The following is a 14,028-nucleotide window of genomic DNA, read 5'->3' as shown; positions in this document are numbered from 1 at the left end:
GAGAAGTACGGCGTTTTCGCTGCAACGCCCTGGCCCTATGACACCACGGCGCAGCCGACGGGGATGGAGGCAGGCTCCGCCGGCGCTGCCTTGTCGATCGCGTAGAGCTTGGCGAAACCGGCATCCTCGATCAGCGTCAGCCCCGCCGGCATGAAGGCGCCGAGCGCGCGGTCGGGGATATCGGCGTTGACGACGAGGACGAAGTCGAAACGGTTGCGCCAGTCCGACAGGTAAGGCGTAAACTCTCTGTATTCCCGCATCATTGCCGGACAGGACAGCACGCCGATCGGCGGCAGGTTGCCCTCGGGAACCGCGATCTCGGACCAGGGCGGCAGAACGGAGAGCGGCTGCTTGCCCTTTGCCGTGAAGAGCGTCGGCACGAAAGCATGCGAGAAAGGCACGGCGAGCGTCGGCAGATGCCGGAACGTATCCAGCCCCCAGGCAAAATACCGGTTGGATTGGGCAAGGTCGCTGACCGTTCGGGGTTCATGCCCCAGAGGCAGAACGGCCGCGCCGGCCGGCACCTTTTTCAGCACGGCCTCGACGGCCGCGGCGTCTTTCTGCGCCAGCCACCAGTTCCAGCCGATCCAGCCGGTTCGACCGAAAACGGCGAGATTGACGACGAGCGCCAACAGCAGCGCCCGCCGGCGCGTCAGGTTGGCGAAGGGGCACATCATCGCCATGGCGACGAGCGCCGTCATGATCGGAAAACGCCAGCTGATCCATCCGGTGCCGAGCATGTGGCGAGGCGAAACTATGGAGAGAAGCAGCAAGCCGCAGGCGGCGACGGCAAGCCCGGCATGAATGCGGATGTCGCCGGCGCGCGCAGCCCGCGTGCAGATGAGGATCAGCGGCAGAACGAGCACCACGTCCACCAGCGGCACATAGGTGGTGACGGCAGAGAGCAGGTTCATGACGATCAGGACGATACCGTCGTTCCAGACGAGGCCGAGCCCGCTTCCGCCCGCATCCGGCAAGGCGGCCGTGCGGAGATAGAGCGCAAGCGGCGGCAGGATGCAGGCGCCAAGCGCCAGCACCAGGCGGCCGGCGAGCCTCGCCAACCCCGCCTTCGACCGCAATATGTCGATGCGCCAGGAAAATTCGAGGCCGCAGACAACAGCCATATAGAAGCCGAGCGAGAAGATGTGCATCACTGTCAGCAGCAGCGCGGCGGCAAGACGCCAGGCAAAAAGCATGGCGGGATTCCCGCGCTGCAGCCGCAGATCGGCGCAGGCGAAGAACAAGGCCATGCCGAGACCGATCTGGAAATTGATGAAGCCGCCGGCCATCGTGGCGCACCAGGCAAGCGACAGCATGGCGATCTGCCAATAGTGCCGGCCGCCGAACAGCGCTCGGTGCAGGCCGACCGCCCCCAGCGGCGGCAGCACGATCGCCAGGAAAAGCAATGCCCGCGCCAGCCTGTCGGCGCCGACGAGCGGCCCTACCCAGACGGCCAGCAGGTCGATCCCGACATTGGTGAAGGTGCGATTCCAGTCGACCGCATAGATCTCGGGAAAAGGCTGCTCGCCGATGCCGCCGGAAAGCAGCCAGATGCGGGCGTAATGATTGGCGTAATCGAGGATCGGCGGAAAAGGAAACAGCACGACCAGAGCCGCTGCAAGTGCGACGAATACGGCGATCGCGATGGTGGAATCCTGCCTGACGGCAGATGCATCGGGCATGGCTGCGACCGCGTCGGACGTGGCGATCCGGTCCATCAGCCGATCCGGCTGTTCTTTTGCGGCCGCTGCTGCTTGTCGGATGCCAGGAGCGCGTCCAGCGCGGCGCGCTTGTCATCGGCGCTCATCTCCGAAAAAGCGGCCGGCAGCTCGGCATGCTCGCTGCCGCGCAGGATGGACTCGATCATGAACATCGGCCGCCTTTTGCTTTCCTGCACCAGACGGCCGAGATACTCGCCGATAATGCCAATGCAGATCAGCTGGATGGCGCTGAAGGCGCTGACAGCCGCCATGATCGACGACCAGCCGGTGACCGTCTCTCCCTCAAGCCAGCGAACGAAGGTATAAACGAGCAAGGCGACCGCAACGCCGGCGCTGATCATGCCGAGCCATGTGGCGATCCGCAGCGGCGTCGTCGAAAAGCTGGTGATCGCATCGAGCGCGAAATTGATCATCTTGCGCAGCGGATATTTCGTCGTGCCGGCAAAACGCGCATCCCGCTCATAAGGAAGAGCCACCTGCCTGCCGCCGATCCAGCTGACCATGCCGCGGATGAAACGATCGCGCTCCGGCATCGCCAGCAGGATATCGACGACGCGCCGGCGCATCAGCCGGAAATCGCCGGTATCGCGCGGGATGGTCACGGAAGCGAGCCTGGAGAGCGTGCGGTAGAAGAGCGACGCGGAAGCGAGCTTGAACCAGGTTTCGCCCTCGCGGCGCGTGCGCTGGCCGTAAACGACATCGGCGCCGCGCTCCATGATCGGCATCATCATCAACAGCAGTTCGGGCGGGTCCTGAAGATCGGCGTCGATCAGAAGCACGCGCTCGCCCCGCGACGCCGAAAGTCCCGCCGTCGACGCCAGCTGGTGGCCATGATTGCGCAGGAGGCGAACCCCAAGCACCTCAGGCACATTAGCAGCCAGATCCGAAATGATTTCCCAGGTGCCGTCCGACGAGCCGTCGTCGACGAGAATGAGTTCGAAGGCGTCGCCCGCGACGCTCCGCGCGGCAGCGGCGGCGCGGCGGCAGAATTCGCGCAGGCCCTCTTCCTCGTTATGACAAGGCGCGACGATGGAAAGTAACGGTGCTTGCGTCATGCGGACGGCGGTGCCTGCTGGATTGTTGGCGCCAGCCTAGCCGGGAAACGTCAAACATCCTTTAATGGCCGGCCGATGCCGGTGCCCTCGGCGCTATTCCGCCGCGATGATCTCGCGCACGCCGTCGACATCGCGGGCCGGCGAAGCCCCGTAGAGGCGGCTGTATTCGCGGCTGAACTGCGACGGGCTCTGATAGCCGACGCGGTGGCCGGCCGTGCCGGCATCGAGCCGCTCCACCAGCATCAGCCGGCGCGCCTCGTGCAGGCGAAGCTGCTTCTGGTACTGCACGGGCGTCATTGCCGTCACCGACTTAAAATGGTGATGGAAGGACGACACGCTCATATTGACCCGCTCGGCAAGGTCTTCGATGCGCAGCGGCCGCGCGAAATTCTCCTTCAGCCAGGCAACGGCGCGCGCGATCCGGTTGCTGTGGCTGTCTGCCGTGGCGATGTTGATCAGCCGCGCACCGTGCGGCCCGGTCAGCACCCGGTAAAGGATTTCCTGCTCGATCAGCGGCGCCATGGCGGGAATATCGCCTGGACGATCGAGCAAGCGCAGCAGGCGAACGGCGGCATCCATCAGCTCCGGCGGCGCGACGTTCACCACCATCCCGCGCTGCCCGTCGGTATGGGCGGCCGGGCGCGGAACGTCGATGCGGCTGAGCAGTTCCAGCAGCTTCTCGGAATCGATTGCCAGCCCGAGACAGAGATGCGGCACCTCGGGGCTCGCCTCCGTGACCCGCCAGGCGACCGGCAGGTCGAGCGAGGTCAGGAGATAATCGCCGGTGCCATAGCTGATCTGCTCCGTGCCGAGCTGCAGGCTTTTGGCCCCTTGCAGCACGAAGGCGAAACAAGGCCGGTAGCTGCTGTGCAGCGGATCGCTGGGCTTCGACCGGCGGCTGACATGAAGATTGCCGATGGCAGTCGAGAACTCACCGTCGCCGGGCGCAAAGCGCATCGCGATGTCGACGATTTCCTGATAGGGGCTGAAGGGCAAGGTCATGCGGCAACTCTTTCTGTCGATTGTCCGACGCCGTCGATACCGCTCTTATCTAGAGTGCCTCGGCCGTTTCGCAAACAGATAGGCGCCTCACTTTTGCAGGATCGTGCAAAAAGCTGAGAGGATCGCTCTAACCCTCTCCCGCCGTTCCGGGCAATAGTCCGTCATCCCGCTCAACCCCTCCCAGAACGAAAAGGAAGGTTCCCATGCCTATTGCAAGAGGCTACGCCGCCACCGACGCTTCCAAACCGCTGACCCCTTTCACCTTCGAGCGCCGCAACCCGAACCCCGATGACGTCGTCATCGACATCAAGTTCGCCGGCATCTGCCATTCGGACATCCACACCGTCCGCAACGAATGGAAGAACGCCGTCTATCCGATCGTGCCCGGCCATGAGATCGCAGGCATCGTCACGGCCGTCGGTTCGGCCGTCACCAAGTTCAAGGTCGGCGACCGCGTCGGCGTCGGCTGCTTCGTCGATTCCTGCATCGGCTGCGCCGAGCGCGACCTCGACCGCGAACAGTACATGCCGGGTCTCAGCGGCACCTACAATGACTTCGAAGCCGACGGCAAGACGCGCACCCAGGGCGGCTATTCCGACTCGATCGTCGTCAAGGAGGGCTATGTCATGTCCATCCCGGACAACCTGCCGCTCGATGCCTCCGCGCCGCTGCTCTGCGCCGGCATCACGCTCTATTCGCCGCTGCGCCACTGGAATGCCGGCCCCGGCAAGAAGGTCGCGATCGTCGGCATGGGCGGCCTCGGCCACATGGGCGTCAAGCTGGGTTCGGCCATGGGCGCCGATATCACGGTTCTGTCCCAGAGCCTTTCCAAGAAGGAAGACGGTCTGAAGCTCGGCGCCAAGGAATATTACGCCACCAACGACCCGGAAACCTTCACCAAGCTCGCCGGCACCTTCGATCTCATCATCTGCACCGTCAGCGCCGAGATCGACTGGAACGCCTATCTCGGCCTCCTCAAGGTGGACGGCTCCTTCGTGGTCGTCGGCGCGCCTGAGAACCCGATCCCCGTGCACGCCTTCGCGATCATCCCCGGCCGCAAGAGCATCTCCGGCTCGATGATCGGCTCGATCAAGGAAACCCAGGAAATGCTGGATTTCTGCGGCAAGCACAACATCGTCTCCGAAATCGAGAAGATCAACATCGACCAGGTCAACGAAGCCTATGAACGCGTCCTGAAAAGCGACGTCCGCTACCGCTTCGTCATCGACATCGCCTCGCTGGCGGCCTGAGGATAATGAAAGGCGGCTCGAAAGGGTCGCCTTTTTACCTCAAGATTGGCCGCGCCAGAACGGGAAACCTAATATGGGATGACCGTGGTCCGGCTGGCTCCCTCTTCTCCCCAGCGGGGGTCCGAAGGACGGGTCGAGACCCGCGGCTCGACCCCGGTCGGTGGCCCGTAGGGTCGGATGAGGGGGCCACACGGCAGAACATTTGTTGTTGTGCTGAGTGAAAGCAAAAGGCAATGAAGGCTGTGCCGTGCAGCCCCCTCATCCGCCTGCCGGCACCTTCTCCCCAGCGGGGAGAAGAGATGTGTGGTTCGCCTCCGCTGCCTTTCTCCTCGCCGATGCTGAGGAAAGGGACCTACACACTCCCCCCGCAACCGCAGCAGATACTCCCGCCCGTTAAACTTAATCGTCTGCGCTAGAAATCTAGCGCAGACGTCACCCCACCCACCCTCATCCCTGTCCTCGGATTTGATCCGAGGGATGTCACAGGGATCCAGCAAGCCCAAGTCCTTGGGCGCAGGAGACTCTATTCGTAACGGCAACTCCTTCACGGCGCAAACGCGCCGTGGCTGGATTCTTGTGACGAGCACAGGAATGACGGAGGAGAAGAGTTTGCCGTGTGGCGCCTATGACCTGACGCCACCCGTCAGCACCCTACCCCTCCTCCCGCATCGTCTCTCGCTGGGTGATCAGCCGGGCGCTGTGCTGGCCGCTCAAGTAGATCCACAGCCAGCTCCAGGCGACGGAGAAGCGGGAGCGGGTGCCGATCAGGAAGTAGATATGGGCAATGCCCCAGATCCACCAGGCGATCCAGCCCTTGAGTTTGATCCGGCCGAAATCGATGATCGCGGCACTCTGGCCGATCGTCGCGAGGCTCCCCTGGTGTCGGTAGCGGAAAGGCGCGGGCGCCGGTTTGCCCGAGAGGCGTGCGCGGATGACCTTGGCGACGTAGCCGCCCTGCTGCTTGGCGGCGGGCGCGATGCCCGGCACCGGCTTGCCATCCTCGCGCAGGACCGAGGCGGTGTCGCCGATGACGAAGACATCCGGAAGGCCGGGCGCGCTCAGATCCTTTTCGACGACCACGCGCCCTGCCCTGTCGGCCGGCACGTCAAGCCAGCGGGCGGCCGGCGAAGCGGTGACGCCGGCCGCCCAGACGATGGTACGGCTCGGGATGAAGGCCGCGCCGATCTGTACGCCGTCAGCGCCGCACTCCGTCACCGGCTTGCCGAGAAGCACCTCGACGCCGAGCTTCTCCAGCGCCTGCTGCGCATAGGCCGAAAGCTCCTCGGCGAAAGTCGGCAGCACCCGCGGGCCGGCCTCGACCAGCACGACGCGGGTCTTGCGCGTGTCGATGTTGCGGAATTCCTTCGGCAGGGTGAAATGCGCGAGCTCGGCGATGATGCCGGCAAGCTCGACACCGGTCGGCCCGGCGCCGACGATGGTGAAGGTGAGCAGCGCGTCGCGCACAGCGGGATCGGCCTCCATCTCCGCCTTCTCGAAGGCAAGGAGCACGCGCCGGCGGATCGTCGTCGCATCCTCCAGCGTCTTCAGGCCGGGCGCCACCGGCTCCCATTCGTCATGGCCGAAATAGGCATGCGTCGCCCCGGTCGCCAGCACCAGCGTGTCGTACCCCAGAGTCATGCCGTTGCGTAACGAGACCGTCTTCGCGCCGCTGTCGACATCGGCGACCTCGCCGAGCAGCACGGTCACGTCGGGCCGGTCGGCATAGAGGCGGCGGATCGGCCAGGCGATTTCCGAGGTGGAGAGAATGGTCGTCGCCACCTGATAGAGCAGCGGCTGGAAGAGATGATGGTTGCGCCGGTCGACGAGCGTGATCCTCACGCCTGCACCCTTCAACCCGTTGACGAGCTGCAGCCCGCCGAAACCGCCGCCGACAACGACGACATGATGATCGCTCATGACCTGCCCCTTCTGCGCCATTTTGCCAAAAGCCAATTTGGCCTTCGCCGCGAAGGTTGCAACCGCTGTTTCGGCATGCCTCCCCTGCGCCGATCGCAGCCGAAAACGGCCGTCCAACGGCGTGCAAGACGTTGGGCGGCCTGGAACCAGTTCACAGCGCGGATGCGTCAGTGCCGATCAATAGGGACCGACGCACTGGCGGCGGGGGCCATGATAGGGCTGGAAGGTATTGTCGTAGGCCCGGTACGAGCGGTAGCGGGCATAGCACCAGCTCTCGTGGCTGCCGCCCCTTCCATAATAGGCAGACGACGCATAGGCCCGATACGGCCGGCCATAATATCCGCCATAATAGCGATACGGCGAGCCGTAGTAGCGGTAGGGCGAGCCGTAATAGCCGTAGGGTGAACCGTAATACGAGCCGTAATAGGGCTGCGCCAGCGCGCCGCCAATGATGGTGCCGACGGCCAGACCGCCGAGAGCCCAGCCCCAGCCTGATCCATTGTGATGGTGGCCGTGATACCCGCCGCGGTAATAGCCGCCACCCCAGTGGCCGCCTCGGCCACGCCACTGCACATGCTCTATCTGCTGCTGCGCTTCGATCCTGGGTGGGTTGATCGCCGGAAACGCCTGAGCCGGCGTAATGCCGGGGGCACCCATGATCAAGCATAACGCGACGACGCTCAGCTTTCTCATGACTGTTCTCCTCTTCCTCCAAGAGGAGGAATATCCTCCCCTCCTCCTGAACCAAAGGTGAACATAATATATCGAAAAACGTTCCGTATCGAGATAAATTAATCGCTGTCGATGGCGCTGAGGACGATCGGCTTTCCCGCAATCCAACCTTGTTTTTCCGGCGTGGCACCCTTCACCTGGCGTAACCCACGGGTATCGCCATTCCATGCTTCAATTCTTCCATGGAGATCGACGCCGAGACGTCGAAGAGCTCCAGCTTGCGCACGATCTGCTTGTAGATCACGTCGTAATGCTCGACGCGCGGCAGCACGATCTTCAGGATGTAATCGTGGTTGCCGGTCAGCCGGTGCGCCTCGACGATCTCGGGAATGTCGGCGATGATCCTGCGGAAGCTCTCCGTCCATTCGTCGGAATGATGCGCCGTCTTGACCAGCGCGAAGACCGTCGTCGGCACGCCCATCCTCTCGCGGTCGAGCACGACGATGCGCCGGGCGATATGGCCGCTCTCCTCCAGCCGCTGGATGCGCCGCGAGCAGGCCGAGACGGAAAGCGCCACGCGCTCGGCAAGATCGGTCACGGAGATGCCCGCATCCCTTTGCAGCGTGTCGAGAATCCGTCTATCGCGATCATCAAGCATCGTGTGAAGCCCAGCATGCGCGCTGCATTTGCGCGATTTCATCAAACTGCGCAAATTCATAGCACATACATCACCCAAAGGACAAACAACGCAAACACACCGCGCCGGCATTGCGGCATCATTTTCGAGAGTTGAAACATGGAGCATGAAGAGATGGAAACGATCGGCCTGATCGGCGGCATGAGTTTCGAAAGTTCGGCGGTCTATTACCGCCTGGTCAACGAGATGGTGCGCGCCCGCAAGGGCGGCCTCGCCTCGGCCGAGCTCATCCTGCATTCGGTCAATTTCGAGGAGATCGTCGCTCTTCAGAAGGCCGGCGACTGGGATGGCGCCGCCCGCCGTCTCGCCGACGTGGCCTTGCGCCTGCAGATCGCCGGCGCCGGCTGCGTCCTCATCTGCACCAACACCATGCACCTGATCGCCGATGTGGTCGCGGCGAAGATTTCCGTACCGCTGATCCACATCATCGACGAGACGGCGAAATCGCTGCATGCGGCCGGCCGCAAGCGGCCGCTGCTGCTTGCCACCCGCTACACGATGGAGCAGGGCTTTTACGCCGAGCGCATGAAGGGCCATGGCATCGACATCATGGTGCCGGACGCCGCCGACCGCACCACCGTGCACGACATCATCTTCAACGAGCTCTGCGCCGGCAGGGTGCACGACAGCTCGCGCGAAAAACTGATCGACATCATCGACCGCGCCATGGAGCACGGCGCCGACAGCATCATCCTCGGCTGCACCGAGATCTGCCTGATCCTCGACCCCAACCGCCTGCCGCTGCCGGGCTTCGACACCACGACGATCCATGCCCGGGCCGCGGTGGAATTCGCCCTTGGCGCGGAGGAAGAAGTGGAAGAGGAAGCGGCCTGACAATTTAGTTGACTCAGTCAACTAAATACATGAGAAAGGTCTCTATCAGGAGATCTTTGTCGGCTTGTCGGCAAGCCTCATCCTTGCTCGACGTCATCCTCGGCCTTGTGCCGAGGATCTGCTGCCCTATCGACCGAAGGCAGATGCTCGGGACAAGCCCGAGCATGACGAAAGAGGAGTTGGCGGGCCTTGTCACCAACCTAGCGAGATCTCCCTTTGGAGATCATCATGCCCGACATCGCCCTCATCGAAACCGCCCGCGATTTCAACCGCTTCTACACGAATTTCCTCGGCCTCTTGAACAAGGCCTATCTCGACTCGCCCTACACACTGACGGATGCCCGCATCCTCTTCGAGATCGGCTCGCATGACGGCGTCAGCGCCACGGCACTTGCCCGCGACCTGCATCTCGATCCGGCCTATCTCAGCCGCATCCTCAAGCGTTTCCGCGCCGAGGGACTGATCGAAACCAGTCCCGATCCGGCCGATCTGCGCAGCCAGATCATAAATGTCACCGATCAGGGACGAGAACAATTCGAGGAACTCGGACGGCGCGCCAATGCGCAGATCGCCGCCCGTTTCGACACGCTCGCGATCGGCGAGCCGGAAGCGGCGGTGCGTGCCATGGGCACGATCCGCGCTTTGCTCGACCCCACGGCAAAACCGGCGCCCGCCATCATCCGCGCCCACCGCGCCGGCGATATCGGCTGGATCGTCCAGAGCCAGAGCCGCTTCTATACCGAGGAATATGGCTGGGACCTGCGCTTCGAGGCGCTGGTCGCCGAGGTCGCCGGAAAATTCCTCGCCAACTTCGATCCGGCGCTCGAATATTGCTGGATCGCCGAACGCGGCGGCGTCAATGTCGGCTCGATCCTCGTCACCAACGGCGGCGACGGCATCGCCAAGCTGCGCCTGCTCTATGTCGACAAGGCAGCCCGCGGCCTCGGCCTCGGCAAGCTGCTGGTCGACGAGTGCATCCGTTTCGCCCGGCAGAAGGGTTATCGCGAGCTTTCGCTCTGGACCAACGACATGCTGGATACCGCCCGCGCCATCTACCTCAAGGCTGGCTTCCGCCTTGTCTCCGAGGAGAGACATAAGATGTTCGGCCCCGAGGCAAACGGCCAGAACTGGGTTCTCACGCTCTGATTTGCTGCATCGCAGAAATTTCGCTTGATTTGGAAACGAACATTTCCTAATTCTGCGACATGACCATTGCGCCCCCTTCAACCGACGCAAGCCCTCGCGGACGCGGCCGCCCACGCGAATTCGACGTGGAGGCGGCGCTCGACGCCGCCCTTCGCGTCTTTTCCGAGCGCGGCTACCATGCCGCCTCGATCAGCGAACTCACCGAAGCCATGGGCCTTGCCTCCGGCAGCGTCTACAAGGCCTTCGGGGATAAGCGCGGTATCTTCCTCGCCGCCTTCGACCGCTACCGCGCCGTGCGCCGTGGCCTGCTCGATGCCGAACTCGCCCGCGCCGAAACCGGCCGCGACAAGCTCACAGCACTCGTCTCCTTCTTCGCCTCCTCCTCCCACGGTGAGACCGGCAGGCAGGGCTGCCTCGTTGTCGGCAGCGCCGGCGATCTCGCCCTCTTCGACAGCGAAGCGGCCGAACGCGTCGCCACCGCCTTCATGACCGATGAGACGCTGCTCGCCGACCTGATCCGCCTCGGCCAATCCGACGGCTCGATTTCCGCCGATATCGATAGCGCGGCCGCCGCACTTGCGCTTCTCTGCCTGACCAAGGGCATGCGCGTCATCGGCAAGACGGGGCGCAGCGGCGAGGAAATGGCCGCCGCAGCCGAAGCCGCGATGAAGCTGGTGACGTGACGCCCTCGGGAAACGGGTGGCCGGCAGCAATACGATTTGAAATCATTCCTCCCAATCTTTGAATACCGGAGTTTCCGATGAGCATTTCAGCCGCCGCGACTGACAAAGCCATTCCAAGAGCGTTATCTCCCTGGCTCACCTTCCTTTTCGCCGCCGCCTGCGGGCTGGTGGCGGCCAATCTCTATTACGGCCAGCCGCTTGCCGGCCCGATCAGCGCCGAACTCGGCTTTTCCCCTGCCGCCACCGGCCTGATCGTGACGCTGACGCAGATCGGCTACGGCCTCGGCCTGTTGCTGATCGTGCCGCTCGGCGACCTCACGGAAAACCGCCGTCTCGTGCTGCTGCTGATCGCCGTCTCCGCCGTGGCGCTGATCGGCGCGGCACTGTCTTCGACACCGGCCGCCTTCCTCACCGCCTCGCTGTGCATCGGCCTATCGTCGGTCGCCGTCCAGGTGCTCGTGCCCTTCGCCGCGAACATGGCGCCGGACGCCACGCGCGGCCAGGTCGTCGGCAATGTCATGAGCGGCCTGCTCTGCGGCATCATGCTGGCGCGGCCCTTCGCAAGCTTCGTCGCCGAGGCGTCCTCCTGGCACATGGTCTATTACGTCACGGCGGCGCTGATGCTCGTGCTCGCCATCGTGCTCCGCGCCAACCTGCCGGTCCGCCTGCCGAAGACGAAGCTCGGTTATGACGAACTGCTCGCCTCGATGGCGCATCTGGCGCTGACCTCGCGCGTGCTGCAGCGCCGGGCGCTCTACCAGGCCGGCATGTTCGGCGCCTTCAGCCTGTTCTGGACGACGACGCCGCTGCTGCTCGCAAGCCCGGCCTTCGGCCTGACGCAGAACGGCATCGCCCTCTTCGCGCTTGCGGGTGCCGCCGGCGCCATCGCCTCGCCCATTGCCGGCCGGCTTGCCGATCGCGGCATGACCAAGATCGCCTCGACCATCGCCATGCTCCTCGGCATGGCCTCCTTCCTGATCAGCCATTTCGCAAGCGACGGCTCGCTCACCGCCCTGATCCTTCTGACCGTGGCCGCCATCACGCTCGATTTCGGCGTCACGACCAATCTCGTCTGCGGCCAGCGTGCCATCTATGGCTTGAACCCGGAACACCGCAGCCGGCTGAACGGCCTCTTCATGGCCACCTTCTTTGCCGGCGGCGCGCTCGGCTCGGCGCTCGGCGGCTGGGCCTATGCCACCGGCGGCTGGACGATGACCGCCTGGATCGGCTTCGCCTTCCCGGCGCTCGCCTTCCTGCTGTTCCTGACGGAAGGGCGCGGCAGCAAGCCACTCTAACTGTTGTCGGAATCGAAGCGCAGGCGGGCGTCACGCACCGCTTCGTGATTCATCTCCGCCCAGTTCAGAAGCTGCGACAGCGGCTGGTAGAGCGAGCGGCCGAGATCGGTCATCGAATATTCGACGCTCGGCGGCTTGGTCGGGAACACTTCGCGATTGACATAACCGTCCCTCTGCAGGTCGCGCAGCGTCTGCGTCAGCATGCGCTGCGAGATATCGGGGAGCAGCCGCCGCAACTCGCCGAACCGGCAAGGCTGCGCCGCCAGCACCTCAAGCAGCAGCGTCGACCATTTGCCGCCGATATGCTGCATCATGTCCCGGACCGGGCAGTTGGAAAAATCGAGGCCGGCGAGATCGATTTCGCGCCGCATTCCCGGCATCCTGTTCTTGAGGCTGAGGACCTCGCCGCTCATCTGCTGGTTCCCTTTTGGTAACTTGCAGCCGAAAAACTGCCTCCTTTACACCGCGAAGTCAATTCCTATTCTAGTGTTAGTCTCTTTTTGAGACCATCATTAAACGCAGAAGGAAACGACGTATGAGCGAAACCATCCTGGTCACCGGCGCCGCCGGACAGCTCGGCCAGCGTGTCATCCATCACCTCATCGAGACCTACAAGGTCGCCCCCGGCAGGATCGTCGCGGCAACGCGCAGCCCCGAGAAGCTCTCCGCTCTCGCAGACAAGGGCGTCGTCACCCGCAAGGCCGATTTCGATGACGCGGCCGGCCTGGAGAAGGCTTTCGCCGGCATCGACCGGCTGCTGATCATCAGCACCGATGCGCTCGACACTCCCGGCAAGCGTCTCGTCCAGCACAAGGCTGCCGTCGCCGCTGCCGCCAAGGCAGGCGTCAAGCACATCGCCTACACCTCGATGCCAGCGCCCGACGATTCGCTCGTCGTCTTCGCGCCCGATCACCTCGGCAGCGAAAACGCCGTCAAGGCAAGCGGCGTCGCCTATACGATCTTCCGCAATGCCTGGTATCACGACAATTACCTGCACGCGATGCCGCACAACCTGCAGGGCGGCAAATGGTACACCGCCACGGGCGACGGCAAGATCGCGACCATCTCGCGTGACGACTGCGCCCTGGCGATCGCCGCGGCCCTTGCCGCCGGCGCCTCCGAAAGCATCACCTATACGCTGACCGGCACCGAGCTGCTGACCAACCGGCAGATCGCCGCCGCCGTCTCCGAAGCATCAGGCAAGCCGCTCGACGTGGTCGACGTCACGGACGAGCAGCTCGGCCAGGGCATCCGCGGCGCCGGCCTCCCCGGCTTCATCGCCGACATGCTGGTCTCCGCCGACGCCAACACCCGCGCCGGCAAATTCGCGATCGTCACCGGAGACTTCGCCAAGCTGACGGGCAAGCAGCAACAGCCGCTGAAGGATTTCTTCGTGGCGCACAAGGCTGCGCTGACGGCGGCCGGGTAATTCTGGCCATTGAGTCCTTTGCTCCTCCCTGCCTTGTTGTATGGAGGAGCAACTCCGATCCTGGGCACTACCCCCGTCACATCAGATGAGTCACTCACGGCGCAGACGCGCCGTGGCTGGATTCCTGTGACGAGCACAGGAATGAGCGACTATCTGGGTTGTCAAGTTGCATATTCGAACTCTCTTCTCGCATCTCGTGCTTTTGCATTGAGAATGACCAGGAGTTTTCGAGCCAGCGCAATACGGACGACCATCTTCGGCTTGCCCTGACTTTGCAACCGTTGCTGGAAGGCGGCCAGATGCGGATCGTGTCTGGCTGCGATGGCG

At 63.7% G+C, this 14,028-nt stretch carries 13 protein-coding genes and 1 pseudogene; 6 read left to right on the top strand and 8 right to left on the bottom strand.

The window, feature by feature from the left end; all coding sequences use genetic code 11:
- Positions 1-35 precede the first annotated feature (35 nt).
- From QD408_RS25720 to QD408_RS25710, 3 genes are all read right to left on the bottom strand, one after another.
- Positions 36-1,718 carry a hypothetical protein gene (locus QD408_RS25720; RefSeq protein WP_414141227.1) on the bottom strand — a complete coding sequence of 561 codons (1,683 nt, stop codon included), beginning with the start codon at positions 1,716-1,718 and terminating at the stop codon, positions 36-38.
- Positions 1,718-2,776 carry a glycosyltransferase family 2 protein gene (locus QD408_RS25715; RefSeq protein WP_414141226.1) on the bottom strand — a complete coding sequence of 353 codons (1,059 nt, stop codon included), beginning with the start codon at positions 2,774-2,776 and terminating at the stop codon, positions 1,718-1,720. Before QD408_RS25715 ends, QD408_RS25720 begins: the two co-directional genes overlap by 1 nt.
- Before the next feature lie 93 nt (positions 2,777-2,869).
- Positions 2,870-3,778, bottom strand: a complete 909-nt coding sequence (locus QD408_RS25710; protein WP_184467124.1) for an AraC family transcriptional regulator — start codon at positions 3,776-3,778, stop codon at positions 2,870-2,872.
- 203 nt (positions 3,779-3,981) lie between these two features.
- Between QD408_RS25710 and QD408_RS25705 the strand changes: the two genes are divergently transcribed.
- Entirely contained in the window at positions 3,982-5,028 is a 1,047-nt protein-coding gene (locus tag QD408_RS25705) for an NAD(P)-dependent alcohol dehydrogenase (protein WP_088683290.1), read from the top strand.
- A gap of 651 nt (positions 5,029-5,679) precedes the next feature.
- On the opposite strand, the gene QD408_RS25700 is transcribed toward QD408_RS25705, so the two are convergent.
- The 3 genes from QD408_RS25700 to QD408_RS25690 form a co-directional block, all read right to left on the bottom strand.
- Positions 5,680-6,945 carry an NAD(P)/FAD-dependent oxidoreductase gene (locus QD408_RS25700; RefSeq protein WP_414141225.1) on the bottom strand — a complete coding sequence of 422 codons (1,266 nt, stop codon included), beginning with the start codon at positions 6,943-6,945 and terminating at the stop codon, positions 5,680-5,682.
- A gap of 177 nt (positions 6,946-7,122) precedes the next feature.
- On the bottom strand, positions 7,123-7,638 hold the full coding sequence (locus QD408_RS25695) for a BA14K family protein (protein ID WP_414141224.1): 516 nt from the start codon (positions 7,636-7,638) through the stop codon (positions 7,123-7,125).
- Positions 7,639-7,810: 172 nt separating this feature from the next.
- A complete protein-coding gene (locus tag QD408_RS25690) occupies positions 7,811-8,275 on the bottom strand; it encodes an Lrp/AsnC family transcriptional regulator (protein ID WP_088683323.1) in 465 nt (154 codons plus the stop codon).
- Between the two features lie 153 nt (positions 8,276-8,428).
- On the opposite strand from QD408_RS25690, the gene QD408_RS25685 reads away from it, so the two are divergent.
- From QD408_RS25685 to QD408_RS25670, 4 genes are all read left to right on the top strand, one after another.
- The gene (locus QD408_RS25685) at positions 8,429-9,148 is read left to right on the top strand and encodes an aspartate/glutamate racemase family protein (RefSeq protein WP_414141247.1); all 720 of its coding nucleotides are present in this window, start codon (positions 8,429-8,431) and stop codon (positions 9,146-9,148) included.
- 228 nt (positions 9,149-9,376) lie between these two features.
- A complete protein-coding gene (locus QD408_RS25680) occupies positions 9,377-10,294 on the top strand; it encodes a GNAT family N-acetyltransferase (RefSeq protein ID WP_414141223.1) in 918 nt (305 codons plus the stop codon).
- A gap of 59 nt (positions 10,295-10,353) precedes the next feature.
- A complete protein-coding gene (locus tag QD408_RS25675; RefSeq protein ID WP_414141222.1) occupies positions 10,354-10,977 on the top strand; it encodes a TetR/AcrR family transcriptional regulator in 624 nt (207 codons plus the stop codon).
- 77 nt (positions 10,978-11,054) lie between these two features.
- The gene (locus QD408_RS25670; RefSeq protein ID WP_414141221.1) at positions 11,055-12,272 is read left to right on the top strand and encodes an MFS transporter; all 1,218 of its coding nucleotides are present in this window, start codon (positions 11,055-11,057) and stop codon (positions 12,270-12,272) included.
- Here the strand turns inward: QD408_RS25670 and QD408_RS25665 are convergent.
- Positions 12,269-12,685 carry a winged helix-turn-helix transcriptional regulator gene (locus tag QD408_RS25665; protein ID WP_088683283.1) on the bottom strand — a complete coding sequence of 139 codons (417 nt, stop codon included), beginning with the start codon at positions 12,683-12,685 and terminating at the stop codon, positions 12,269-12,271. The two genes, QD408_RS25670 and QD408_RS25665, sit on opposite strands and share 4 nt — an antisense overlap.
- 122 nt (positions 12,686-12,807) lie before the next feature.
- Between QD408_RS25665 and QD408_RS25660 the strand changes: the two genes are divergently transcribed.
- Positions 12,808-13,701 carry an SDR family oxidoreductase gene (locus QD408_RS25660; RefSeq protein WP_414141220.1) on the top strand — a complete coding sequence of 298 codons (894 nt, stop codon included), beginning with the start codon at positions 12,808-12,810 and terminating at the stop codon, positions 13,699-13,701.
- A 161-nt stretch (positions 13,702-13,862) separates the two neighbouring features.
- Here QD408_RS25660 and QD408_RS25655 read toward each other — a convergent pair.
- Positions 13,863-14,028: pseudogene (locus tag QD408_RS25655) on the bottom strand (IS110 family transposase); the annotation flags it as partial.

The sequence above is a fragment of the Rhizobium sp. BR 249 genome, assembly GCF_047445895.1.
Taxonomy (GTDB): Bacteria; Pseudomonadota; Alphaproteobacteria; order Rhizobiales; family Rhizobiaceae; genus Rhizobium.
Note: the sequence above shows the minus strand (reverse complement) of the source record. Positions and strands in the feature narration are given on the sequence as shown.

Excerpts from the sequence above, each read along its gene's own strand:
- QD408_RS25720 (WP_414141227.1), bottom strand. The coding sequence starts at position 1,718 with ATGGACCGGATCGCCACGTCCGACGCGGTCGCAGCCATGCCCGATGCA.
- QD408_RS25715 (WP_414141226.1), bottom strand. The coding sequence starts at position 2,776 with ATGACGCAAGCACCGTTACTTTCCATCGTCGCGCCTTGTCATAACGAG.
- QD408_RS25710 (WP_184467124.1), bottom strand. The coding sequence starts at position 3,778 with ATGACCTTGCCCTTCAGCCCCTATCAGGAAATCGTCGACATCGCGATG.
- QD408_RS25705 (WP_088683290.1), top strand. The coding sequence starts at position 3,982 with ATGCCTATTGCAAGAGGCTACGCCGCCACCGACGCTTCCAAACCGCTG.
- QD408_RS25700 (WP_414141225.1), bottom strand. The coding sequence starts at position 6,945 with ATGAGCGATCATCATGTCGTCGTTGTCGGCGGCGGTTTCGGCGGGCTG.
- QD408_RS25695 (WP_414141224.1), bottom strand. The coding sequence starts at position 7,638 with ATGAGAAAGCTGAGCGTCGTCGCGTTATGCTTGATCATGGGTGCCCCC.
- QD408_RS25690 (WP_088683323.1), bottom strand. The coding sequence starts at position 8,275 with ATGCTTGATGATCGCGATAGACGGATTCTCGACACGCTGCAAAGGGAT.
- QD408_RS25685 (WP_414141247.1), top strand. The coding sequence starts at position 8,429 with ATGGAAACGATCGGCCTGATCGGCGGCATGAGTTTCGAAAGTTCGGCG.
- QD408_RS25680 (WP_414141223.1), top strand. The coding sequence starts at position 9,377 with ATGCCCGACATCGCCCTCATCGAAACCGCCCGCGATTTCAACCGCTTC.
- QD408_RS25675 (WP_414141222.1), top strand. The coding sequence starts at position 10,354 with ATGACCATTGCGCCCCCTTCAACCGACGCAAGCCCTCGCGGACGCGGC.
- QD408_RS25670 (WP_414141221.1), top strand. The coding sequence starts at position 11,055 with ATGAGCATTTCAGCCGCCGCGACTGACAAAGCCATTCCAAGAGCGTTA.
- QD408_RS25665 (WP_088683283.1), bottom strand. The coding sequence starts at position 12,685 with ATGAGCGGCGAGGTCCTCAGCCTCAAGAACAGGATGCCGGGAATGCGG.
- QD408_RS25660 (WP_414141220.1), top strand. The coding sequence starts at position 12,808 with ATGAGCGAAACCATCCTGGTCACCGGCGCCGCCGGACAGCTCGGCCAG.